Annotated in this window: 21 protein-coding genes and 1 tRNA gene; 10 read left to right on the top strand and 12 right to left on the bottom strand. The window is 54.7% G+C overall.

Features of this window, described 5'->3' with window-relative positions; translation table 11 throughout:
- Positions 1 to 137 precede the first annotated feature (137 nt).
- The 8 genes from HII27_RS15290 (at position 138) to HII27_RS15325 (ending at position 8,705) form a co-directional block, all read left to right on the top strand.
- Positions 138 to 214: transfer RNA gene (locus HII27_RS15290), tRNA-Arg, on the top strand.
- A 165-nt stretch (positions 215 to 379) separates the two neighbouring features.
- Positions 380 to 694 (top strand): BON domain-containing protein, encoded by a 315-nt coding sequence (locus tag HII27_RS15295; RefSeq protein WP_035897502.1) that lies wholly within the window; start codon positions 380 to 382, stop codon positions 692 to 694.
- Positions 695 to 817: 123 nt separating this feature from the next.
- Positions 818 to 1,384, top strand: a complete 567-nt coding sequence (gene yqaB / locus HII27_RS15300; protein WP_185668705.1) for a fructose-1-phosphate/6-phosphogluconate phosphatase — start codon at positions 818 to 820, stop codon at positions 1,382 to 1,384.
- The gene (locus HII27_RS15305; protein ID WP_185668706.1) at positions 1,381 to 1,809 is read left to right on the top strand and encodes a YqaA family protein; all 429 of its coding nucleotides are present in this window, start codon (positions 1,381 to 1,383) and stop codon (positions 1,807 to 1,809) included. The genes yqaB and HII27_RS15305 overlap by 4 nt, the downstream gene beginning before the upstream one ends.
- A 79-nt stretch (positions 1,810 to 1,888) precedes the next feature.
- Positions 1,889 to 3,433: a glutamate--cysteine ligase gene (gene gshA / locus HII27_RS15310; RefSeq protein ID WP_185668707.1), complete on the top strand. Its 1,545-nt coding sequence runs from the start codon at positions 1,889 to 1,891 to the stop codon at positions 3,431 to 3,433.
- Positions 3,434 to 3,693: 260 nt separating this feature from the next.
- Positions 3,694 to 4,209: an S-ribosylhomocysteine lyase gene (gene luxS, locus HII27_RS15315; RefSeq protein ID WP_185668708.1), complete on the top strand. Its 516-nt coding sequence runs from the start codon at positions 3,694 to 3,696 to the stop codon at positions 4,207 to 4,209.
- Positions 4,210 to 4,521: 312 nt separating this feature from the next.
- Positions 4,522 to 5,886, top strand: a complete 1,365-nt coding sequence (locus HII27_RS15320) for a glycoside-pentoside-hexuronide (GPH):cation symporter (RefSeq protein WP_185668709.1) — start codon at positions 4,522 to 4,524, stop codon at positions 5,884 to 5,886.
- Positions 5,886 to 8,705, top strand: a complete 2,820-nt coding sequence (locus HII27_RS15325; protein ID WP_223883232.1) for a glycoside hydrolase family 3 protein — start codon at positions 5,886 to 5,888, stop codon at positions 8,703 to 8,705. Before HII27_RS15320 ends, HII27_RS15325 begins: the two co-directional genes overlap by 1 nt.
- 84 nt (positions 8,706 to 8,789) lie before the next feature.
- Here HII27_RS15325 and emrB read toward each other — a convergent pair whose 3' ends face one another.
- The 8 genes from emrB to HII27_RS15365 form a co-directional block, all read right to left on the bottom strand.
- Positions 8,790 to 10,328 (bottom strand): multidrug efflux MFS transporter permease subunit EmrB, encoded by a 1,539-nt coding sequence (emrB, locus tag HII27_RS15330; RefSeq protein ID WP_185668710.1) that lies wholly within the window; start codon positions 10,326 to 10,328, stop codon positions 8,790 to 8,792.
- Positions 10,329 to 10,344: 16 nt separating this feature from the next.
- The gene (gene emrA, locus HII27_RS15335; protein ID WP_185668711.1) at positions 10,345 to 11,517 is read right to left on the bottom strand and encodes a multidrug efflux MFS transporter periplasmic adaptor subunit EmrA; all 1,173 of its coding nucleotides are present in this window, start codon (positions 11,515 to 11,517) and stop codon (positions 10,345 to 10,347) included.
- 114 nt (positions 11,518 to 11,631) lie between these two features.
- Positions 11,632 to 12,162 (bottom strand): transcriptional repressor MprA, encoded by a 531-nt coding sequence (gene mprA, locus HII27_RS15340; RefSeq protein WP_185668712.1) that lies wholly within the window; start codon positions 12,160 to 12,162, stop codon positions 11,632 to 11,634.
- A gap of 135 nt (positions 12,163 to 12,297) precedes the next feature.
- Positions 12,298 to 13,479, bottom strand: coding sequence for an MFS transporter (locus HII27_RS15345; protein ID WP_185668713.1), 1,182 nt, complete (start codon positions 13,477 to 13,479; stop codon positions 12,298 to 12,300).
- 171 nt (positions 13,480 to 13,650) lie between these two features.
- The gene (gene proX / locus HII27_RS15350) at positions 13,651 to 14,646 is read right to left on the bottom strand and encodes a glycine betaine/L-proline ABC transporter substrate-binding protein ProX (RefSeq protein ID WP_185668714.1); all 996 of its coding nucleotides are present in this window, start codon (positions 14,644 to 14,646) and stop codon (positions 13,651 to 13,653) included.
- A 65-nt stretch (positions 14,647 to 14,711) separates the two neighbouring features.
- Entirely contained in the window at positions 14,712 to 15,773 is a 1,062-nt protein-coding gene (gene proW / locus HII27_RS15355) for a glycine betaine/L-proline ABC transporter permease ProW (protein WP_185668715.1), read from the bottom strand.
- Complete coding sequence (gene proV / locus HII27_RS15360; RefSeq protein WP_185668716.1) at positions 15,766 to 16,971, bottom strand: glycine betaine/L-proline ABC transporter ATP-binding protein ProV; 1,206 nt, start codon at positions 16,969 to 16,971, stop codon at positions 15,766 to 15,768. Before proV ends, proW begins: the two co-directional genes overlap by 8 nt.
- Positions 16,972 to 17,380: 409 nt before the next feature.
- Entirely contained in the window at positions 17,381 to 17,812 is a 432-nt protein-coding gene (locus HII27_RS15365; RefSeq protein WP_185668717.1) for a carboxymuconolactone decarboxylase family protein, read from the bottom strand.
- 86 nt (positions 17,813 to 17,898) lie between these two features.
- Between HII27_RS15365 and pdxR the strand changes: the two genes are divergently transcribed.
- On the top strand, positions 17,899 to 19,248 hold the full coding sequence (gene pdxR, locus HII27_RS15370; protein WP_185668718.1) for a MocR-like pyridoxine biosynthesis transcription factor PdxR: 1,350 nt from the start codon (positions 17,899 to 17,901) through the stop codon (positions 19,246 to 19,248).
- Positions 19,249 to 19,316: 68 nt separating this feature from the next.
- Here pdxR and HII27_RS15375 read toward each other — a convergent pair whose 3' ends face one another.
- A complete protein-coding gene (locus tag HII27_RS15375; RefSeq protein WP_185668719.1) occupies positions 19,317 to 19,643 on the bottom strand; it encodes a DUF883 family protein in 327 nt (108 codons plus the stop codon).
- Positions 19,644 to 19,793: 150 nt separating this feature from the next.
- Here HII27_RS15375 and HII27_RS15380 point away from each other — a divergent pair, with 150 nt between their 5' ends.
- Positions 19,794 to 20,138 carry a DUF2002 family protein gene (locus tag HII27_RS15380; RefSeq protein ID WP_185668720.1) on the top strand — a complete coding sequence of 115 codons (345 nt, stop codon included), beginning with the start codon at positions 19,794 to 19,796 and terminating at the stop codon, positions 20,136 to 20,138.
- A 39-nt stretch (positions 20,139 to 20,177) separates the two neighbouring features.
- Here the strand turns inward: HII27_RS15380 and alaE are convergent, their stop codons facing one another.
- From alaE to HII27_RS15395, 3 genes are all read right to left on the bottom strand, one after another.
- On the bottom strand, positions 20,178 to 20,627 hold the full coding sequence (gene alaE, locus HII27_RS15385) for an L-alanine exporter AlaE (RefSeq protein WP_123652669.1): 450 nt from the start codon (positions 20,625 to 20,627) through the stop codon (positions 20,178 to 20,180).
- 465 nt (positions 20,628 to 21,092) lie between these two features.
- Positions 21,093 to 21,272 carry a hypothetical protein gene (locus HII27_RS15390; protein ID WP_185668721.1) on the bottom strand — a complete coding sequence of 60 codons (180 nt, stop codon included), beginning with the start codon at positions 21,270 to 21,272 and terminating at the stop codon, positions 21,093 to 21,095.
- A gap of 27 nt (positions 21,273 to 21,299) precedes the next feature.
- On the bottom strand, positions 21,300 to 21,839 hold the full coding sequence (locus HII27_RS15395) for a rhodanese family protein (protein ID WP_185668722.1): 540 nt from the start codon (positions 21,837 to 21,839) through the stop codon (positions 21,300 to 21,302).
- Positions 21,840 to 21,845: the final 6 nt, after the last annotated feature.

The following is a 21,845-nucleotide window of genomic DNA, read 5'->3' on the forward strand; positions in this document are numbered from 1 at the left end:
GGCTACGAACCGAGCGGTCGGAGGTTCGAATCCTCCCGGATGCACCATCTTCTCTGAGATAACGCATTAGCGTTGTTACAGAAAATCGATAACGCCGTAGCAGCGATATCAATCTGCAGTAAAGCAAATTTCCCGATGCATCCGTAGCTCAGCTGGATAGAGTACTCGGCTACGAACCGAGCGGTCGGAGGTTCGAATCCTCCCGGATGCACCATTCTCTCTGAAATCTCCCTGTTTTTCTTAATCTCTCGCAAATCCGTCAGCTTTTCTCTCAAAAAAATCTTCTTCACACTTTTCTGATTGGCAACCCATTCTTTCCACTATAATTTATCTCTGTGACACCCTTATTCTGGTGACCTGAGTGCAAGGAGAGAAATCCATGAAATGGTTCAAAGCAATGGCTGCATCCTGTGCAGCGCTTCTGGTAGCTATCTCGCTGTCTGGCTGTGCGGGTTCTTCAACCAAGGAAAGTACCGGTGGTTATATCGATGATACGGTCGTAACCACTAAGGTGAAAACCGCGCTGTTCAGCGACAAGCAGATTAAATCCAGCGAAATTAACGTACAGACCTTTAAAGGTCGCGTGCAACTGAGCGGCTTTGTGTCGTCGGCAGCTGATGCAAAACGTGCGGTAGAAGTAACGCGCCAGGTACAGGGCGTGCGGGTTGTTGAAAACGATATGCAGATTAAATAACCCCTCAGCTAGTAACATGCAAAAAGGCACCCTATCGGTGCCTTTGTCGTCTCTGCGGCGGGCAGCGACAATCAGCCCCTTTTACGATAAAGTAACACTACGTTGGCGAAGGGTGAGAAGACAATGTACGAACGCTATGCTGGATTGATTTTTGATATGGATGGCACCATTCTTGATACGGAACCTACGCATCGTAAAGCGTGGCGTGACGTGCTGGGACGATATGGAATGCAGTTCGACGAACAGGCGATGGTTGCCCTGAATGGCTCTCCAACCTGGCGTATTGCTCAGGCGATTATTGAAAGCCATGAGGCCGATTTAGATCCCCATCTTCTCGCACGTGAAAAAACCGCGGCGGTAAAATCTATGCTGCTGGATTCGGTCACGCCATTACCGCTTATTGAGGTGGTGAAGGAGTGGCATGGCCGTCGTCCTATGGCGGTCGGCACCGGTAGCGAAAGCGCCGTGGCTGAAGCGCTGCTTGCACATCTGGGACTGCGTCACTATTTTGCGGCCGTTGTCGCCGCCGATCATGTTAAACAGCATAAGCCCGCGCCGGATACGTTCTTACTGTGCGCCGAGTTGATCGGCGTGCCGCCTGAGCGTTGCGTGGTGTTTGAAGATGCCGATTTTGGGCTTCAGGCCGCTGCGGCGGCAGGAATGGACGCCGTTGACGTACGTCTGCTGTGAGTGAATTTCTGGCGCTGGGGTCGTTGTTTGCAAGCAGCTTCCTCAGTGCAACGCTGCTGCCGGGTAACTCCGAAGCCGTGCTGGTCGCGCTGCTGCTTTCTGGCGCGAGTAAGCCCTGGCTTCTGGTAGTAATAGCAACAATGGGTAATAGCCTTGGCGGGGCTACTAACGTTATTCTTGGTCGTTTTTTTCCATTACGCAAAACATCGCGATGGCAGGAAAAGGCAGTGGGTTGGCTCCGACGCTACGGCGCGGCGACGCTACTGCTGAGCTGGATGCCGGTTATCGGCGATTTGCTGTGCCTGTTGGCAGGGTGGATGCGTATTTCCTGGGGACCAGTACTCTTTTTTTTATGCCTGGGGAAAGCGTTACGTTACGTCGCAGTCGCGGCGCTGACGCTTCAGGGCATGACGTGGTGGCACTAATTGGATGGCAGGTGGAATATCGCATCTCCACGATGACAATTATGCTTAATAAAATGAATTCGACAGGCGGGAGGTCAATTTGATCCCGGACGTATCACAGGCGCTGTCCTGGCTGGAAAAACATCCTCAGGCTCTTCAGGGGATCCACCGCGGACTTGAGCGCGAAACGCTGCGTGTTAATGCAGATGGTTCTCTGGCAACAACCGGTCACCCGGAAGCGCTTGGCGCAACCCTGACCCACAAATGGATCACCACGGACTTTGCAGAAGCCTTGCTGGAGTTTATTACTCCGGTTGATGGCGACATTGACCATATGCTGACGCTGCTGCGTGACGTGCATCGCTACACCGCACGTCAGCTGGGCGACGAACGCATGTGGCCGCTGAGCATGCCTTGCTACATTGCACCGGGTCAGGAGATTGAGCTGGCGCAGTACGGCACGTCGAATATCGGCCGCCTGAAAACGCTGTATCGTGAAGGTCTGAAGAACCGCTACGGCGCGTTGATGCAGACCATCTCTGGCGTACACTACAACTTCTCGCTGCCAATGGCATTCTGGCAGGCGAAGTGTGGCACCGACGATAAAGAGGCAATTTCAGCCGGTTATTTCCGTCTGATTCGCAACTACTACCGCTTTGGCTGGGTGATCCCGTATCTGTTCGGGGCGTCACCGGCAATCTGCTCTTCGTTCCTGCAGGGCAAACCGACCACGCTGCCGTTTGAGAAAACGGAATGCGGCATGTACTACCTGCCGTACGCCACCTCTCTGCGCCTTAGCGACCTTGGCTATACCAATAAATCGCAAAGCAATCTCGGAATTACGTTTAACGAACTGCACGAGTATGTGGCAGGATTAAAGCGCGCGATTAAAACCCCGTCGGAAGAGTATGCCCGTATCGGCCTTGAGAAGGACGGTAAGCACCTGCAGATCAACAGCAACATTCTGCAGATTGAAAACGAGCTGTACGCGCCCATTCGTCCTAAACGCGTCACGCGCGACGGCGAAACGCCTTCCGATGCGCTGCTGCGCGGCGGTATCGAGTACATTGAAGTTCGCTCACTCGATATCAACCCGTTCTCGCCAATTGGCGTCGACGAGCAGCAGATTCGCTTCCTTGACCTGTTTATGGTCTGGTGCGTGCTGGCGGATGCGCCAGAGATGAGCAGCGATGAGCTGCTGTGTACGCGCACGAACTGGAATCGCGTGATTCTGGAAGGGCGTAAGCCGGGCCTGACGCTGGGCATTGGCTGTGAAACGGCGCAGTTCCCGCTGACGAAAGTAGGTAAAGATCTGTTCCACGATCTTAAGCGCGTCGCGCAGACGCTGGACGGCATTAATGGCGGCACGGCATACCAGAAGGTATGCGATGAGTTGGTCGCCTGCTTTGATAATCCAGATTTAACCTTCTCGGCGCGTATTCTGCGTTCTATGCTTGATGAAGGCATTGGCGGTACCGGCAAGGCGCTGGCCGAACAGTATCGTACGATGCTGCGTGAGGAGCCGCTGGAGATTCTGAGCGAAGAGGATTTTGCGAAGGAGCGTGATGCTTCCCGCGCACGTCAGCAGCAGATTGAAGAGGCGGATAACGAACCGTTTGAAGCACTGCTGGCGAGACACGCCTGATACAAAAGAAAAAGGCCACATCACTGTGGCCAAAATATACATCTCTGAATCAGGGATGATGATAACAAATGCGCGTCTTTCATATACTAAGACTGGCATGGGAACAAAGAGTTCAGTTTATTTTTAAAAAAATCACATTATCCTGAAGCGGAGCGCGGTGAATTGCATAAAGTTGTGTCTATTCAAGTGGTTACAGTTATCCGTGAATAGAAAAAAAGTGCAGCACGCGTGAGCATGAAGGTGATATAGGAGGTTACGAAATGCCGTTGTTAGATAGCTTCACAGTCGATCATACCCGTATGGAAGCCCCAGCCGTTCGCGTGGCGAAGAAAATGAACACCCCGCACGGCGACGCGATCACGGTTTTTGACCTGCGTTTTTGCATTCCGAACAAGGAAGTGATGCCAGAAAGAGGGATCCACACCCTGGAGCACCTGTTTGCTGGCTTTATGCGTGACCATCTGAACGGTAACGGCGTTGAGATTATCGATATCTCGCCAATGGGTTGCCGTACTGGTTTCTACATGAGCCTGATTGGTACGCCGGACGAGCAGCGCGTAGCCGATGCCTGGAAAGCGGCAATGGCAGACGTGCTGAAAGTGCAGGATCAAAATCAGATCCCAGAGCTGAACGTATACCAGTGCGGGACTTATGAGATGCACTCCCTCAGCGAAGCGCAGGAGATTGCGCGCCACATTATCGACCGTGGTGTACGCATCAATAGCAATGATGAACTGGCGCTGCCAAAAGAGACGCTGAAAGAACTGCACATCTAGTTTGTGTCGTTTGTATATTCAGCAGACTGATAAAACCCGGAATGCTCCGGGTTTTTTATTCCCCACCATTGTTATATTTGTGGTTTCTCTGCAACAAAACAATTCATAATTAAAATAAGTGTGACGATTTTTAATTTGTGAGCCATAAAACAAAAAACCTTTACCCTATTTATTAGATCCGTTTCGCGATCACATAAAGCGAAAAACATAATAGGATAGCTGAAAAACATAATAGATCCCGACCTGAGAACTGTAAAAAATAGCTCCCGCAGAAACCGGTTTCATAACGTAAAACCAAAAACGGGAGTTTATATGTCTACAGGGGATAGGATTTCTATCAAAGAGAAGATTGGCTATAGCCTTGGGGATGCCGCCAGCCATATTGTGTTCGACTCTTCGGTCGCCATTCTTGCTTATTTTTATACTGATATTTATGGTCTGCCGCCGGCGGTCATGGGGACGATGTTCCTGCTGGTGCGACTGTTGGACGCTATTACTGACCCGATTATGGGGGCGATTGCTGACGCCACCGCGACGCGCTGGGGGCGTTTCCGTCCGTGGCTACTGGCAATTTGCGTTCCGTTCGCGGTGAGCTGCGTGCTGGTTTATTCCATCCCTTCGTTCTCTGATAGCGGTAAAGTCGTTTACGCGGTTGTGGCCTATATATTTATGACACTGATGTACACCGCGATTAACATCCCGTATTGCTCATTGGGGGCAGCGCTAACCTCCGACCCGCGTGAGAGCCTGTCGCTGCAGTCCTGGCGTTTTGCCATCACCCCTATCGGCGGTGCGCTGGGAACGGCGTTTATCCTGCCGCTGGCGGATTTCCTCTATCCTGGCGACCGGGCTACCGGCATTCAGGTATCAATGGCGCTGTTTGGCGTGATTGGCTGCCTGATGTTTATTGTCTGCTTCTTTACCACCAAAGAACGCGTCCAGCCGATTAAAGAAGAGAACCTCAATATTGCCCGCGATGTGAAGATCCTGTTCAAAAACGATCAGTGGCTGGTCCTCTCGGTGTACAACTTTATGATGCTGGTTGCCGTGGTGCTGCGCGGCGGCGCGGTGGTTTACTACATCAATACCGTGCTCAATAAAGGGGCTGATATCATCACGCTGTTTATGCTGGGCGGGATGTTTGCCTCGATGGCGGGTTCGGTGCTGGCTAAACCGTTTGGCACCCGTTTTTGTAAAGTGAAACTCTCATTCTGGGTGAATTTAATCACCGCTGGATTTGGTGTTATCTGTTTCTTCGTGCCACCGCAAATGTGGATCGCTATATTCGCCATTCATATCATTATTTCTATTATTCAGGGTGGCAACGGTGCGCTGCAATGGTCAATGATTACCGATTCCAATAATTACGGCGAATGGAAAACGCGTCGTAGAATTACCGGTATGAATGTGGCCGCTAATATATTTGTAATTAAGCTGGGCGTTGCCGTGGGGGGCGCGATTCTTGGCTGGGTATTGGCTTATTTCCATTACGAATCAGGCGTGACCTCACAATCAGATTCGGCGGCACAGGGTGTCATGTTGTTATTCACGCTGGTTCCGGCACTGTTTTATGTGCTAACGGCATTCTCAATTAAGTTCTACCGCTTAAATGAAAACCGGATGAACCATGTTGTTGATGATCTGAAAAACGGCACCTTCGCGCATTCAGAAGCGTAATGGCAATCAAGGAATCCACCCGTATGCATCAGCGTCTGCCAGGCAAGCCCCTGGAGGGGTTTGCCGAATTCTCAATGAACGTGGCGGCACAGGGTGCCGTGCTGCTCAAAAACAGGCCGGAGACCTTGCCTCTGGAGGGCCTGGACCGTGTCGCCATTTTTGGCCGCACGCAAATCAACTACTACCGCAGCGGTACCGGATCGGGGGGCGCGGTCAATGTGATCGCCACCTGCAACCTGCTGGAGGCGATGCGCGAGCGCTGCGGCGCGCGAGTCAATGGCCTGCTGGCACAGCGCTATGAACAATGGGTGATGACGCATCCGTTTGATAACGGCGGCGGCGGGTGGGCACAGGAGCCCTGGCATCAACAGGAGATGCCGCTTGATGATGATGTCGTGGCCCAGGCGAAGCGGGTCTCGAATAAAGCAGTGGTGGTGATTGGGCGTACCGCAGGTGAAGATAAAGACAACGCCGACGTACCGGGGGGCTATCGCTTAACCGAGCTGGAGTATGCCATGCTGCGCACGGTATGCCGCTACTTCAGCAACGTTATCGTGGTGCTGAACGTCTCCTCCATCATGGATATGTCGTGGGCGGAAGACCCGCTGCTGCGCCCGCATCTCGGCGCAATTCTGTACGCCTGGCACGGCGGACCGGATGGCGGTCGGGCCGTTGCTGCTTTGCTCTGCGGCGAGGTGACGCCCTCCGGTAAGCTGACGGATACGATCGCCCGTTCGCTGGATGACTATCCTTCTTCGGCCTGCTGGGGCAATAGCGAGCAGAATATCTATCAGGAAGATATCTACGTTGGTTATCGCTACTTTGAAACCTTTTGCCCGCAGCAGGTGCTTTATCCTTTTGGTTTTGGGCTCTCCTATACCCGATTTGCTATTCATTCGCTGCATGCCGAGCGCATGGTAGATAACCCACTGTTTTTCCAGATAACGGCGAAGGTTGATAACGTTGGCGAACGATTTGCGGGCAGCGAGGTGGTGCAAATCTATCTCGAAGCGCCGCAGGGGGCGCTGGGCAAGCCGACACGCGCGTTGGTGGCGTTTGCCAAAACCCGGATCTTGCAGCCAGGAGAAAGCGAAACGTTGACCCTGACCGTGCCGCTGGAGCGGTTAGCGTCCTGGGACGACAGCGGTGTGACCGGCAATCCTCACTGCTGGGTGCTGGAGCCAGGGTTGTATCGGTTCTGGGGAGGCAACTGCGTGAATCAACTGCAGGCGGTTCGCGTGCAGGGTGAAGAGGGCTACACCCAGCCGCTGCTGCGGGTGCTCTCCTGTCACGAACAGGCGCTGGCGCCGACGGTCTCCTTTTCGCGACTGCGTCCGGGTAAACGCGCGCAGCCCGGTGTCTGGCAGGCGGAGTGGGAAGAGGTGCCCCGGCGCAAAATCTCTCTGCGCGAGCGTATTCACGATCGCCTTCCGCCAGCGCTCGCCATCACCGGCGATAAAGGCTTTAAGCTGGTTGATGTGGTTGATGGTCGCGTCAGCATGGAGGCGTTTATCGCTCAGCTAAGCGCAGAGGAGCTGGCGTGCCTGGTGCGCGGCGAGGGGATGTGCAGCCATAAGGTGACGCCGGGCGTCGCTTCCGCGTTTGGCGGTACCGGCGATAGCCTGCTGGAAAAGGGGATTCCGCTGGCGGCCACGGCGGATGGCCCGTCGGGGATCCGCATGGATAACGGCGCCCACGCCACGCTGATGCCCAGCGGTACGCTGCTGGCTTCCACCTGGGACCCGGTGTTGGTAGAGCGTCTGTATGTGATGGAAGGCAAGGAGCTACAGCAAAACCAGATAGACCTGCTGCTGGGGCCGGGGATGAATATTCATCGTCACCCGCTCAACGGGCGTAACTTTGAGTACTTCTCCGAAGACCCGCTGCTGACCGGCATGATGGCTGCGGCGATGGTCAGAGGAATACGCAGCGGCGGCGGGATCGCTACGCTGAAGCATTTTGCCTGCAATAGCCAGGAGCATGCGCGGGCTCAGGCCGATGCAGTGGTGTCCGCGCGTGCACTGCGTGAAATCTATCTCAAGGGGTTTGAGTACGCGGTGAAGCAGGGCGGTGCGATGGCGGTGATGACGGCCTATAACCCGGTTAACGGCCATTGGTCGGCATCAAACTACTGCCTGAACACCACGATACTGCGCGATGACTGGGGCTTTAACGGCATCGTGATGACCGACTGGTGGGCCAAAATGAATGATGCCATTGGCGGCGGTGAAGCGACGGTCAACAATACGGCGGCGATGATCCGTGCGCAGAACGATCTCTATATGGTGATCAACAACAACGGCGCGGAAATTAACGCCGGGAACGATAACACACTGTCCGCGCTGGCTGAGGGATTGCTGACCTTAGGTGAGCTTCAGCGCTGCGCGCGTAATATTTTGTCGTTTATGCTGCATACCCAGGTGGTGAAACGCGGCGAGGTGCCGAAGGTGAACGTGCCAACGATGGCGGCCGATGCCTCGCTGTACATCGAGGATGCCATCAACATCGCGCCGGAATCGCGGCTACGCTATAGCGACACGCTGGCTATCCATATCGAGCGTGAAGGGGTTTATGACCTGTTAGTAAGCGTTAACTCCCCAGCAATGCCGCTGGCGCAGACGGCGACTAATTTGTTGTTCAACGGTAAGTTTGTCGCCACCGTACAGACCCGTGGCACGATGGGGAAGACGGTGACCCAGAAGCTGTGCCGTGTACAGTTGCTGCCGGGATATTACCAGGTGCAGACCGAGGAGATTAAACCAGGGCTGGCGATTGACTGGCTGGAGTTTCGCCGAGTTGCTTCCCCGGAGTCGGCGTAAACGCCTCGTCCGGGCTACTCGTAGGCCAGATAAGACGGTCATTCAGGCCAAAAAAAAGCCAGCTCAACCGAGCTGGCTTTTTTATCAGTGGGCGCCTCCGCCTCCACCACCCGCGCCAAACGGCGGTCTGGCGAACCATACCAGGCCCAACAGGACGAGGAATATCCCGGCCGAAACCCAGAAGATTTCGTTGGCGGAGACAATCAGCCCCTGGTTGGTGATCTGCTGGGCTATCCAGCCGGAAGCCTGCTGCTGCGTCATGCCCATACCCTGCAGCTGATCGTACATCTGCTGGGCGTTCGGGTTGAACGGCGTCACTGACTCCGTTAGCTGCGCATGGTGCAACGCCTCGCGGTTGGTCCACAGCGTGGTGGTTATCGAGGTGCCGATAGAACCTGCTAGCGTACGGGTAAAGTTCGACAAGCTCGATGCCGCCGCCAGACGCTCAGGCGGTAGCCCGGAGAGCGTGATGGTGGTCAACGGCATGAAGAAGCACGCCACGGCGAAGCCCTGAATAAACTGCGGCCATGCCGACGCGCCGAAGTCCATCCCCGGTTCGAAGGTATAGGCACGCCAGTAGAAACAGACGGCATACATAATAAAGCTGAAGGTGACCAGACGGCGCATATCCAGCTTGTGGGCAAAGCGACCGATAATCGGCGACAGCAGCACCGGAATCACCCCGACCGGTGCGGACGCCAGACCTGCCCAGGTTGCGGTGTACCCGTAGACCTCCTGCAATAGCTGCGGCAACAGAACAATGGCGCCGAAGTAGAGCATATAGGCAAGGCTGATACATAGACAGCCGATGGTAAAGTTTCGCGACTTAAACAACGACAGATCGACTATCGGGTTATCGTCGGTTAACTCCCAGACAATCAGGAAGCTTAGCGATACCACCGCCACCACCGTCAGTACGACTATCTCCGTTGAGTTAAACCAGTCGAGCTCTTTACCCTGGTCGAGCATGACCTGCAGGCTACCAATACCCAGCACCAGAAGCGCCAGGCCAATACCATCGATACGCCGCTGCTCAGTCTTCGTCTCACGACCGCGCAGGCTCTGGAGGCTTAACAGCACGACCAGGGCACCGATTGGCACGTTGATGAAGAAGATCCAGCCCCAGTGATAGTTATCGCTGATATAGCCGCCCAGAATCGGCCCGCAAATGGGCGCCACAATCACCGTCATTGACCACAGCGCCAGTGCAACGGCGCGCTTGGCCGGCGGGTAGTTGTTGAGCAACAGGCTTTGCGACAGTGGAATCAGCGGCCCGGCAACAACCCCCTGAATCACGCGGAAGAAAATCAGCATGCCCAGGCTGTTGGATACCCCACATGCCCATGATGCAATGACGAAGGCGACGGTTGACCACAGGAACAGCTTCACCTCGCCGACGCGTTTTGCCAGCCAGCCGGTAATCGGAATGGAGATGGCGTTCGCCACCCCAAACGAGGTGATGACCCATGTCCCCTGGCTCAGCGATGAGCCAAGGTTACCGGCGATGGTCGGAATCGCCACGTTGGCGATGGTGGAGTCCAGCACCTGCATGAAGGTGGCTAGCGACAGCGCAATGGTCATAATGACCAGCTGCGCGCCTTCCAGCGGTTTTTGCTGTTGCATTACGCGCACCCCAGCATTAGTTGGCGTTGGCCTGGACGATGTCGTTGATCAGCTTGTTAACCGGGTCGAGGCTGATTTCACGCGCGTTACTCTCGTAAACCGGGCTGGTGCGGATCTGGTTAGCCAGCATCTGACCGTCGCGGTTAGAGGTGTCGACCTTCACCAGCGTAGACAGACCAATACGCAGCGGGTGTTGTTCCAGCTGTTTCTCATCCAGTTCGATACGCACCGGCAGACGCTGTACCACTTTGATCCAGTTACCGGTGGCGTTCTGTGCCGGCAGCAGGGAGAAGGCGCTACCGGTACCCATATCCAGACCGACCACTTTACCGGTGTATTTCACATCATCGCCGTAAATATCGCTGACGACGGTGACCGGCTGACCAATACGCATATGCGCAAGCTGGGTCTCTTTGAAGTTAGCATCTACCCACAGGTTGCTGGCAGGCACAACGGCCATCAGCGGTGTGGTTGGGCTAATCTGCGCGCCCGGCTGTACGGAACGACGAGAAACGTAGCCGCTCATCGGGCTGACGATTTTGGTACGCTGCAGGGCAAGCCATGCGTTACGGACTTCGGTCGCTGCCTGACGAACCGTAGGCTGATCTTCAAGCTTAGTGCCGAGGATCATTGCCTGGTTAGCATTGTACTGTTGAATCGCCACGTCCAGAGCGGCCTGCGCGCTGGTGACGGCATCTTTGGCGTGCTGCAGCTCTTCGCGGCCAATCAGGTTGGCGTTGCCCAGCGGAATTCGACGGTTAAGGTCGGTTTGCGCCTGAGCCAGCGTGGTTTTGCGAATATCGATATTCGCCTGCAGCTGCTTGTTGTTGATCATCAGCTGACGCATCTGACGGACGCTTGAGGCAAGCTGAGTCTGCGCTTTCTCAAAGGCCTGCTGAGCATCGGTCTGATCGAGGGTGACCAGCACGTCGCCCTGCTTAATATAGTCGGTGTTATCAGCCCAGACTTTGGTCACGCTGCCAGATACCTGCGCCATGATTTGAACCTGGTTACCTGCCACGTAAGCGTCATCGGTTTCTTCATAATGACGCAACACCAAAAACCAGTAGCTCCCATAGGCTACGGCAATAATAACAAAGAGCAAGGTCAACAAGATGAGGGCGCTTTTACGTTTGCCTTTCTTGTTGGCGGTTTGCTGCGGGGCTTGAGTCTCCGCATTTGCGCTCATGTGATTCTCCACATTCTTATTATTTGTTTCGGCTTAGCCGACCTGTTTTTCCTACCAGAAAGGCCAGCAGAAGTTATCTGCTGGCCTTTCATCTACTTTTTTAACGCGGTGGTATCAGCGCAGGGCATCCAGTACGGAACCGTCTTCTTCCATCTGATCCAGACGGGTGAGAAGCTTGCGGGTGATATGTTCGAGCTGGTCTTTTTCAGCCAGGCTCAGTGAAGACCAAAGCTGGTGCAGACAGTGATGCTGAGGAGGCAGCACCTCGCGCAGGAACTCATGACCTTTTTCGGTCAACTGCAGGTGCAGACAACGGCGGTCATTGTCGCTTTCACGACGTTCAATCCAGCCGCGTTTTTCCAGTTCATCGGCAATACGCGTGGCGTTGGTGCGTGATGAACCCAGCGCGCAGCTGAGCTCGGAAGGCTGAATACTGTGATTTTCTTGAGACTCCAGCGTGATTAGCGCCATAAACAACGTCTCGTTAATCCCCTGAGCCTTCAGCATTTTATTACGGTTGTCCAGCAGCTTGCCCTGCATGTGCATGCAAAGGCGAGTGAGAAGGATCTCCTGGAAAGGGAACTCTTCGCTGCGGCTGGCGCGGAATTTCAGCATTTGTTCAATGGGCGTAAACGAACTATCCATCTGGGCATTACCTCATTAGTTACAGTCGATATAGTAACGATAGTGACAAATAAAGTAAATGAATTATTGTCCGTAATTTATGTGGTTAGTCTATGACATAACGCTGCCGGATACGTATACCCGGCAGCAGCGCCGCTATTCCGCTTCCTGGCGGTGAAAACCCCACCACCAGACTAACAGGTTGGCGACAGCCATCAGGCTGCCCGCGATGCACACGCCCAGCCAGCCGGCGTGCTGCCAGGCAGAGGCCGACAGCAGCGAGCCCGCCGCGCCGCCGATAAAATAGCTGGTCATATAGCCTGCGGTGAGGCGGTTACGAGCATCCGGCTGAACGCGGTAAATCACCGTCTGGTTGGTGATATGCACGCCTTGCACCATCAGGTCGAGCACCAGTATCCCGATGATTAGCGCGATAGCGGACGTATGCCCGTACCAGATAGCGACCCAGGAAAGCAGCAGTAACACCAGACCCCAGGTGGTGGTCAGATGCGCTTTGCCTTTATCCGCCAGCCCACCGACCGGACGTGCGCCCAGCGCACCAGCGGCACCTGCAAGGCCAAACAGGCCGATAGTACCTTCAGAATAGTTAAACGGCGCGCCGGAGAGCAGAAATGCCATCGACGTCCACAGAATGCTGAAGTTGGCGAAGGTCAGGCAGCCGAGTAGCGCGCGGGTGCGCAGCAGCTTGTCGCTGGCGAAGAGGCTAAAGATAGAACCGAGCAGCTGCGGGTAGTTAAGATGCGTCTCCTGCTTGAGCTTCGGCAGCCCGCGCCACAACGCGAAGGCCAGCAGTACCATCAGCGCGGAGGCCACCCAGTAAACGGTGCGCCAGCCGCCGAGGCTTGCCAGCAGCCCGGCAACGGTGCGCGCCAGCAGTATCCCCAGCAGTAGTCCGCTCATCACCGTACCGACAACTTTGCCGCGTTTTTCCGGCGCGGCGAGAGTGGCAGCCATCGGCACCAGCAACTGGGCGACAACGGAGAACAGACCAGTCAGCGCGGTACCGAGGATCATCATGCCGAGCGAGCTGCTGCTGGCGGTGATCAGCATGCCGCCTGCGGCCAGCAGGGTCATGAATACGATAAGTGAACGGCGCTCGAACATATCGCCAAGCGGCACCAGGGACAGCAGCCCGGCGGCGTAGCCAAGCTGGGCGGCAGTGACGATAAAACCGGCCTGTCCGGCGCTAAGCGAGAAGTGGCGGGCGATGGTCTCCAGCAGCGGCTGCGCGTAGTAGTTACTGGCTACGGCAAGGCCGGTGGCGACCGACATTAAAACGATCAAAGCCGGGCTAAGCCCGTGAGCAGGTTTAGTCATGGTATTGAGAAAGTAAGGAAAGATGGGGTCGATAATAACGAAAGGTGCGGGGGAGGGGGGAAATGATGCGTAGCGGATTGTGCTTTTTGGTGGACGCCGAGCCTTCCCGGCGTCGCGTTGCTCGGCCGGGCTACTAATATGATGTAGCCCGGCGTCGGCGCAACGATTTATTTATTTCTGCGCGGCCAGCGCCTCTTTCACCCAACCATCAAACACCTGCTGGTGGGCTTTGATCCAACCGTCGACCTGACCCTGCACGTCGGCTTCTGATGCTTTGCCGTCATGCATCATGGCGTTCTGTGCGTTGATGTCGGACAGCGGCAGCTTCATGATGGCAAACAGCTTCGCCGCTGCCGGGTTTTTCTCGGCCCAGGCTTTGTTGGCGACAATATGCATGGTGCTGACCGGGAAGCCATAGTTTGCGCCGTTAGACAGCTTGGTATCGATATTTTTCTGCACGCCCGGCAGGGAAGAGAACGGCACCTGCAGCCAGACGACATCTTTACCCGGCTTCAGCACATCGCTTACCCAGTAAGGCGTCCAGGTGTAATACAGAATCGGCTTACCTTCTTTGAAGCGGGTGATGGTATCGGCCATCATTGCCGCGTAGTTACCCTGGTTGTGCTCGACGGTTTTCGTCAGCTCATAGGCGTCCATCTGGTGGTTAATCACCGCTTCACAGCCCCAGCCAGGGTTACAGCCGGTGAGGTCGGCTTTGCCGTTACCGTTGGTGTCAAACAGCTTGGCAATCTTAGGATCTTTTAGCTGCTCAATATTGGTGATGTGGTATTGGTCGGCGGTTTTTTTATCAATCAGATAACCCTGTGCCGCGCCGTTGACCAGCGTGCCTTCACGGTAGAATTTCTTGTCACCACCGGCGGCGGCGTACATATCATCATGCAATGGGATCCAGTTGACGGCGGTGAAGGTGGCATCACCCGCAGCCAGTGAGGTGTAAGCCACGTTGTAGTCGACTTCGTTTGGCTTATCGACGGTGTAGCCCAGTTTTTCCAGCGCGCGGCTGACCAGCAGCGTCTGGAAGGTCTCTTCGGAGAGGGTACTCTGTACCGGCTGAACGGTAATGCCTTTCCCAGGGAGGTCGGCGGCGAACGTGCTGGCTGAAACCAGCGTAGTGAAAGCGGTAGCTAAGACGAATGAGTGTCGCATCGTTGTTCCTTTAATAGTGATTGTTGCGGAGCATTGGCCCGACGCCTGCCGGGCCAATACGATGGTTACTTAGAGAAGGGACGCATCAGGAGGCCAACCGGGCCGGTATTGAACCAGCGACGGTTGCCTTTGCTGCGAGAATCGCGGCCTACGGCCTGGGTCAGGCGGTCGAGAATAATCGCGAGGATAACGATCCCGACGCCGCCCACGGTGGCAAGGCCCATATCCAGACGGCCGATACCGCGCAGTACCATCTGACCCAGACCGCCGACGGCGATCATCGAGGCGATAACCACCATCGACAGCGCCAGCATCAGCGTCTGGTTCACACCGGCCATAATGGTCGGCATCGCCAGCGGTAACTGCACTTTGAACAGCATCTGGCGCGGGCTGGCACCAAAGGAGCGCGACGCTTCGATAAGGTCGGCCGGTACCTGGTTAATCCCGAGAATGGTCAGACGCACAATCGGCGGCAGGGCAAAGATAATGGTCACCACCACGCCCGGTACGTTACCGATACCGAACAGCATGACGATCGGCACCAGATAAACGAACGCTGGCGTGGTCTGCATCGCATCGAGCAGCGGCCGGATAATCTTTGACGCCCGTGGGCTGCGCGCCAGCCATATGCCGAGCGGCAGGCCTATCACCACGCAGAACAGCAGCGCGGTCAGCACCAGGGCAAGCGTAATCATCGCCTGAGACCACGCGCCGATAGCGCCGATAGCAATCAGCGAAATCAGAGTCGCAATGCCCATACCGACGCTGGAAATCTGCCAGGCGATCAGGGCGAAAATAATAATCGCCACCGGTGCAGGCATCCCCAGCAGCAGCTGCTGGAAGGCGCTCAGGATGTAATCGACAGGCACGCGAATGCCCTGGAACACCGGGCGGAAGTGCGTGACCACCCAGTCGATCCCCTGTGTCACCCAGCTATCAAGCGGGATCAGCGTTTTATGGAACGGGTCCATAATATTGAAGTGCTCAGGCTGCGGTGCGGGCGCGTTATGCAGCCAGTCGGCGCCGCCGCCGGACGGTGCTGATGCCGGTGAACCCCAGGCATCGGCGGAGTTAGCTGCGCTATCGGCAGCCGGTGTGGTATCCCACGGATTTGATTGATCAGCCATTGTTTGTTGCCCCCTCGCGATCTAATGCCTGTAGCAGCATTCTTTTTGAAATAACGCCGACGTACTGCTGTTCTTCTCCAACAACCGGTACGGCGCAGGGTGCATGACCCACGTGAGAGAGCAATTCGCTGAGCGGCGTCTGGGCATCAACGGCCAGCGGCTCGTCAATTAATGCCGCCTCGATTCCCTGATTCGCCTTTAGGGCCTCTTTCAATGAATCGATGGAGACAATGCCAACAAACTTATTACCGCGTTCGATGACGTAACCATATTCACGGTCATCATCCTGTAATAATTTCAATGCCGAACGAGGGCCGAAACCTGGCGTTTTACGGATAAGGCCATCCGGATTACGGCGGGCAATATCTTTGGCGCTAAAGACCTGGCTAATATCCACGCCGCGGAAGAAGGTGCGGACATAATCATTGGCCGGGTTATTCAGAATTTCATCAGGCGTGCCGACCTGTACCACTTCGCCATTTTGCATAATGGCAATACGGTCGCCAATTCGCATCGCTTCATCGAGATCATGGGAAATAAAGACCACGGTGCGCTGATGCTTCGCCTGTAATTTTATCAACTCATCCTGCATCTCGGTGCGGATTAATGGGTCGAGCGCCGAGAAGGCCTCATCCATTAATAGAATGTCGGGGTTGATGGCGAGCGCGCGGGCTAAACCGACGCGCTGACGCATGCCGCCGGAGAGTTCGTCCGGGTAACCATGAGCGTAGTTCTCAAGGCCAACCTGACGCAGCGCGTCCAGCGCTTTCTCCTGAGGTTCCTGGGCGGGAACGCCGGCGAGATCCATGCCGAAAGCGGTATTCTCCAGCACGCTCATATGCGGCATGAGCGCAAATGACTGGAATACCATCGCGATTTTTTTACGGCGAACTTCCCGCAGCTCGGCATCGGATATTTTGGCAATATCCATACCGTCTATCAGCACCTGACCGCGAGTCGGTTCTATCAGACGATTGAGAAGGCGTACCATGGTGGATTTGCCGGAGCCAGATAACCCCATGATGACAAATATCTCGCCTTCTTCAATGGCCAGACTGGCGTCTTTAACGCCAAGTGATAATCCAGTTTTATCGAGAATTTGCTCTTTGGTAAAACCTTTCTCGATATATTTAAATGCTCGCTGTGGGTGCTCGCCGAATATTTTATAAAGATTCTTAACTTCTAATTTAACTGCCATGCAATATGCGATTTCCTGTTTTTAGTTTATGTCGATATGTTACCTGATGAAAATAATGACCTGTTTATACCCTAGCATACTGAGACGATGTGACAACCCTCAATCCGTTTTCAATCGAAATAGCTAATAGGGTGATATCGCCGTCATTTCCCATGATATAAGGGCTGAGGGCGAATTGACGCTGATTGATTTTTTTATGAATTTCGATGCGAAATTTGGTTGAGATCTAAAAAAAGGCATGAATATTGTCTGAAAAATCACTGCCGAATTTTGAGTGATATTTGTATGATGATGGCGATTTTTTGAGAAATATCCGGGTAATCATCAGGGGGATATTTGGCAGGGAAATGGAGAATAATGGAGGGAAATTAATGCCCGCAAATAGCGATTATTTGCGGGCGTTTTTTTATTACATCCGCATGCTGACGGCAAGGCGGTTAAAGGCGTTCATCAGGCTGATGGCGAAGGTCATATCGCTAATCTGCTCGGCGCTGAAATGAACCAGCAGCGGTTGGTACACGCTGTCTTCTGCGCGGTTTTCCGCGATGTGGGTCAGATCTTCTGCCCAGGCCAGCGCTGCACGCTCGGCATCGCTGAAGTGATTGCTCACTCGCCATCCCGCCAGCGCATCCAACTTCACCTGGTCCACGCCAGACTTACGCAGCGCTTTGCTGTGCATCTCCAGACAGAAGGCGCAGCCGTTAATCTGCGACACGCGCAGGTAAAGCAGCTCCAGCAGAGGGCGCTCCAGCGAGCTTTTTTCCAGGGCGATGCTGGCCTGAACCAGCCCGGCATAGACGTTCGGGCTCAGTTCACTATAGGGTTGGCGTAATGCAGTCATATTGTCACTCCTCGTTCAAGATGGGACAAAAATAGCACTATAATGGTCTTAAAAAGATAGCCATATTTGGAGTAAAAAATAAGACCATGAAACCGGGCGGCGTACCACGCTATCAGCAGATTGCCAGAGCGCTGAAAGCGGCGATAGAACAGGGTGAACTGAAGGCGGGCAGGCGCTTACCCTCCAGCCGGGTTTATGCGCAGGAGCTTGGTGTTTCAAGGGTGACGGTGGAAAACGCCTACGGCGAGCTGGTGGCGCAAGGCTGGCTGGAGCGTCGCGGGCAGGCGGGCACGTTTGTAAGCGATCACTTAACTCTTGAACCGGTTGCCGCCGAGCCTCTCGGTTTTGGCGGGGAGCACTTCCAGCCGCAGCCTTTCCAGCTTGGCCTTCCCGCACTGGATCTCTTTCCCCGCGGCCAGTGGGCACGAGTGATGGGGCATAGGCTGCGCATACAAACCCGCTTCGACCTTGCGCTGGGCGACGTGTGCGGTGAACTGTCTTTGCGTCAGGCCATCGTCGAATATCTTCGTCTCTCCCGCAGCATTGAATGCGAGGCCGAACAGGTGTTTATCACCTCCGGCTACGCAGCTTCTATGGGGCTTATCCTGCAGGCGCTGGAGGCACGTGGGGAGGGAATGTGGATGGAAGACCCTGGGTTTCCGTTGATTCGCCCGGTCATTGAACAGGCAGGCGTGACGCTACATCCGGTGGCGGTAGATGAGGATGGCATGGACGTAGAATGGATAACCCCGCGCCCCACGACCGCGCGCTTTGCGCTGCTCACCCCGGCCCATCAAAGCCCTACCGGCGTGGCGCTATCGCTGCCACGACGTCGACAGCTGCTGGATTGGGCTGCGCATCATGACGCGTGGATTATTGAAGATGATTACGACAGCGAGTTCCGCTATCAGGGGAAACCGCTGCCGCCGCTAAAAAGCCTGGATGCGCCGCAGCGGGTTATCTATGCCGGTACCTTCAGTAAGTCGCTGTTCCCGGCGCTGCGTACCGCCTGGCTGGTGGTGCCGTTACCGTTGGTGGCGGCATTTCGTCGGCAGGCACAGCGGCTGGCCTGCCCGGTTCCGGTGCTCTGTCAGCAGACGCTGGCGGATTTTCTGCGCGAAGGGCACTTCTGGCGGCATCTGAAGAAGATGCGCGTTCACTATGCCGAGCGTCGGCGCTGGCTGGAAACATCGCTACGGGCTAACGGCTTTCAGGTGCAGGAGCAGTTGGGGGGGATTCAACTGGTGGTAACGGTAGACGGTGACGACCGACTCATGGCGCAGCGGGCCAGACAAGCGGGGCTGGCGGTGCAGGCGGTAAACGACTGGCGAATCGGCCAGCGAGGCCAGGCCGGGCTTATCATGAGCTTTACCAATATCGTGTCGCAGCAGATGGCCGATGCTCAGGTCGCGGCGTTGAAGGCCGCCATAAATTAAAAACCCCCGGGTATCAAAGATACTCCGGGGGGAGACGCGTTTTTATTATCAACATCGTTGTGATGATATTATCGACGACTGCCTAATAATACGCCAATAAAAATCCCCACTGCCGCGGCAGCGCTCACACTTTGCCACGGTTTATCACGAATATAGTCATCGGCACAGCCCGCAACGTCACATACGCTTTGCTGTATGCGGGTACGACCATTAATGCGCGCGCGTGTTTCGCTCAGCAATTTCTTCGCATTGTGGCGGACGGCCTCAATTTCGTCTTTGTCTTCACTGGCCCAGCTCTTCAGGATGCTCTCAAGGCTGTCGGCTAATTGGCTGACGTCATTATGAATATCCTGGACTTCATCATCAGCATCATGGCGATTAAGTGATTTAAACATGAGGTTCTCCACAAATTTTGTTGGAGCAATAAGTGTAGGTCACCCGACATAATTTGCCGGAGATTGGCAGGTTTCTGGAATTATCTGAAAGCGAGGCGAATACTGATTACGGTAAGGTGGCGATGCAGTAAAAGATAAAGAGGATAATATATGTATTTACGACCTGATGAGGTGGCGCGCGTTCTTGAAAAAGCGGGCTTTACCATGGATGCGGTAACCCCGAAAGCCTACGGCTACCGCCGTGGTGAGAATTATGTGTACGTCAACCGCGAAGCGCGAATGGGGCGCACGGCGCTGATCATTCATCCGGCGCTGAAAGATCGCAGTAACAAATTTGCCGAACCGGCTTCTGATATTAAGGCCTGCGATCACTACGCAGAGTTTCCGCTCTATTTAGGCGGCGAAGTTGAGCAGCATTACGGCATCCCGCACGGTTTTAGTTCACGAATGGCGTTAGAGCGCTTTATTGATGGGCTATTTGGCGAGAAGTTGTAAGTAAGTGACTGGCTTGGCCAGTCACTTATACCAATATGATTATGCTTTTGCCTGAGTGTACTGTTCCACGCGGAACAGGCGACGGCAGAAATCCAGGAAGTAGCCGTATGCGGCTCCCATCACCAGCGATACCACGGCGTTAGAACTGACCGCCGCCAGGATCTGGTGCCAGTCGGCACCGACGCTCAGCAGAATCAGCACATACACCGGCGACTGGAAGGTGACATAGGCCAACGGGTCCGCCACGCGTTTTACCCAACCCGCCGGGCTAATGCGAGCCGCCTGTCGCATAATAAAGTCGCGATAAATACCGTACGGCCACGCAATAATAATGTTGACCGGGATAGCAACCAGGCGCGATGAAAGTGACTGCTCAAAGGTCATTCCTGAGAGAAATATTTCAATCATCATGTTCACGACGGAACAGTAGACAACCATGGCGAAAGTGTCTGCTGCCGCATGACGCAGGCGTGACTGCGCAGAGAACATCGGTATGCTCCTCGAAAATGAACGGTTAATACAGAAAGTGGTCTGTTTTATGGCGTTTTGGGTTGGTTTAATTGACGTGTATAGATTATCTATCTGGATTGGAACAAACAACTAGTGAAATATTTTTATTTAATGCGCTTTTGTCAATAAAATGCTCTGTTTTTGATTGTTTTATGTTCGCCGCGCTATTTTTGTTTTTGTTGTCTATTTTTTATATAAAAATCATTTAGTTACTCTCTGTTTCGAAATGGTAAAAAAGGATGAGAGATCGTGTGTGTCAGCGCCAAAGCACGGCAATGCTGATTTTTATGTGAATAAGGTCACGTTCAGCGTTTTTATCCGTAAATAAGCGGGTGTTTTGGCGTTTAGTTCTGTGAGAGGTATTTGGAGGATATGCGTGATTTTTGGGTAACTATTCATAAACGTCGAAATGAGGCGGTGAGCGACGCTCACCGCAGCGCAACATCAGCAAACGCCAAAGTCGCCTTCTTCACTATACGGCGCCACGTCCGCCGCCTTTAACGTGTACTGCTTGCCGTTTTCATCGCTGGCCTGTACCGCCACGATGCTGTCTTCATGTGCTTCAATCACTTTTAACTTTGGTCCGCCCATTTTCGGTTGAACCAGATCGCCAGGTGCAAACATCTCAGGTGCTCCTTTGTTATTGAGTGCTTATACGCCGGTGGTGGATGAGCGCCGATTCCACGGCATCACCGCCAGCAGTCGCGCCATGCCGCAAAATCCCGTCACTCCGGCAAAGGTTAACCCTGCGCCCACAAAAGCGCTGAGCAGGAAGAACGCGCTGGAGAGGCTATAGCCGAGCACGACGCCCAGTAAAATTAGCACGCCAGCGGCAATCTGTACCTGGCGCATTAGGGGTAGGGGCTGCGATTTGTCTACCGCGGTAGCGAGGCCGGCCTGACGCCAGGCTTCAATGCCGCCTGCCAGGAGTTTAACCTGCGCCGGGGCCGCGGCAGCGATTAAGCGGCTCTGGTTGTTGCGCGTGCGGTTGCCGGACTGGCAGTGAAAGATAACGACGGTATCGGCGCTGGCTGCAAATGTTGCGCCTTGATCTATGCTGCCGAGCGGCAGCAGGCGAGCGGCGGGGATGTGTTCACGGGCATATTCGTCCGCATCGCGGATATCAACGAGGGTTGCACCTTGCTCAATCAGCGCAAGGGCTGCCTGTGGGGAGATCTCTTCAACGGTCATTTAGCT

It is taken from the genome of Kluyvera sichuanensis, from assembly GCF_014218705.1.
Classification (GTDB): domain Bacteria; phylum Pseudomonadota; class Gammaproteobacteria; order Enterobacterales; family Enterobacteriaceae; genus Kluyvera; species Kluyvera sichuanensis.

Bases quoted from the DNA above. Each gene is read 5' to 3' on its own strand.
- HII27_RS15295 (WP_035897502.1), top strand. From the start codon at position 380: ATGAAATGGTTCAAAGCAATGGCTGCATCCTGTGCAGCGCTTCTGGTA.
- yqaB (WP_185668705.1), top strand. From the start codon at position 818: ATGTACGAACGCTATGCTGGATTGATTTTTGATATGGATGGCACCATT.
- luxS (WP_185668708.1), top strand. From the start codon at position 3,694: ATGCCGTTGTTAGATAGCTTCACAGTCGATCATACCCGTATGGAAGCC.
- HII27_RS15320 (WP_185668709.1), top strand. From the start codon at position 4,522: ATGTCTACAGGGGATAGGATTTCTATCAAAGAGAAGATTGGCTATAGC.
- HII27_RS15325 (WP_223883232.1), top strand. From the start codon at position 5,886: ATGGCAATCAAGGAATCCACCCGTATGCATCAGCGTCTGCCAGGCAAG.
- emrB (WP_185668710.1), bottom strand. From the start codon at position 10,328: ATGCAACAGCAAAAACCGCTGGAAGGCGCGCAGCTGGTCATTATGACC.
- emrA (WP_185668711.1), bottom strand. From the start codon at position 11,517: ATGAGCGCAAATGCGGAGACTCAAGCCCCGCAGCAAACCGCCAACAAG.
- mprA (WP_185668712.1), bottom strand. From the start codon at position 12,162: ATGGATAGTTCGTTTACGCCCATTGAACAAATGCTGAAATTCCGCGCC.
- HII27_RS15345 (WP_185668713.1), bottom strand. From the start codon at position 13,479: ATGACTAAACCTGCTCACGGGCTTAGCCCGGCTTTGATCGTTTTAATG.
- proX (WP_185668714.1), bottom strand. From the start codon at position 14,646: ATGCGACACTCATTCGTCTTAGCTACCGCTTTCACTACGCTGGTTTCA.
- proW (WP_185668715.1), bottom strand. From the start codon at position 15,773: ATGGCTGATCAATCAAATCCGTGGGATACCACACCGGCTGCCGATAGC.
- proV (WP_185668716.1), bottom strand. From the start codon at position 16,971: ATGGCAGTTAAATTAGAAGTTAAGAATCTTTATAAAATATTCGGCGAG.
- HII27_RS15365 (WP_185668717.1), bottom strand. From the start codon at position 17,812: ATGACTGCATTACGCCAACCCTATAGTGAACTGAGCCCGAACGTCTAT.
- pdxR (WP_185668718.1), top strand. From the start codon at position 17,899: ATGAAACCGGGCGGCGTACCACGCTATCAGCAGATTGCCAGAGCGCTG.
- HII27_RS15375 (WP_185668719.1), bottom strand. From the start codon at position 19,643: ATGTTTAAATCACTTAATCGCCATGATGCTGATGATGAAGTCCAGGAT.
- HII27_RS15380 (WP_185668720.1), top strand. From the start codon at position 19,794: ATGTATTTACGACCTGATGAGGTGGCGCGCGTTCTTGAAAAAGCGGGC.
- alaE (WP_123652669.1), bottom strand. From the start codon at position 20,627: ATGTTCTCTGCGCAGTCACGCCTGCGTCATGCGGCAGCAGACACTTTC.
- HII27_RS15390 (WP_185668721.1), bottom strand. From the start codon at position 21,272: ATGTTTGCACCTGGCGATCTGGTTCAACCGAAAATGGGCGGACCAAAG.
- HII27_RS15395 (WP_185668722.1), bottom strand. From the start codon at position 21,839: ATGACCGTTGAAGAGATCTCCCCACAGGCAGCCCTTGCGCTGATTGAG.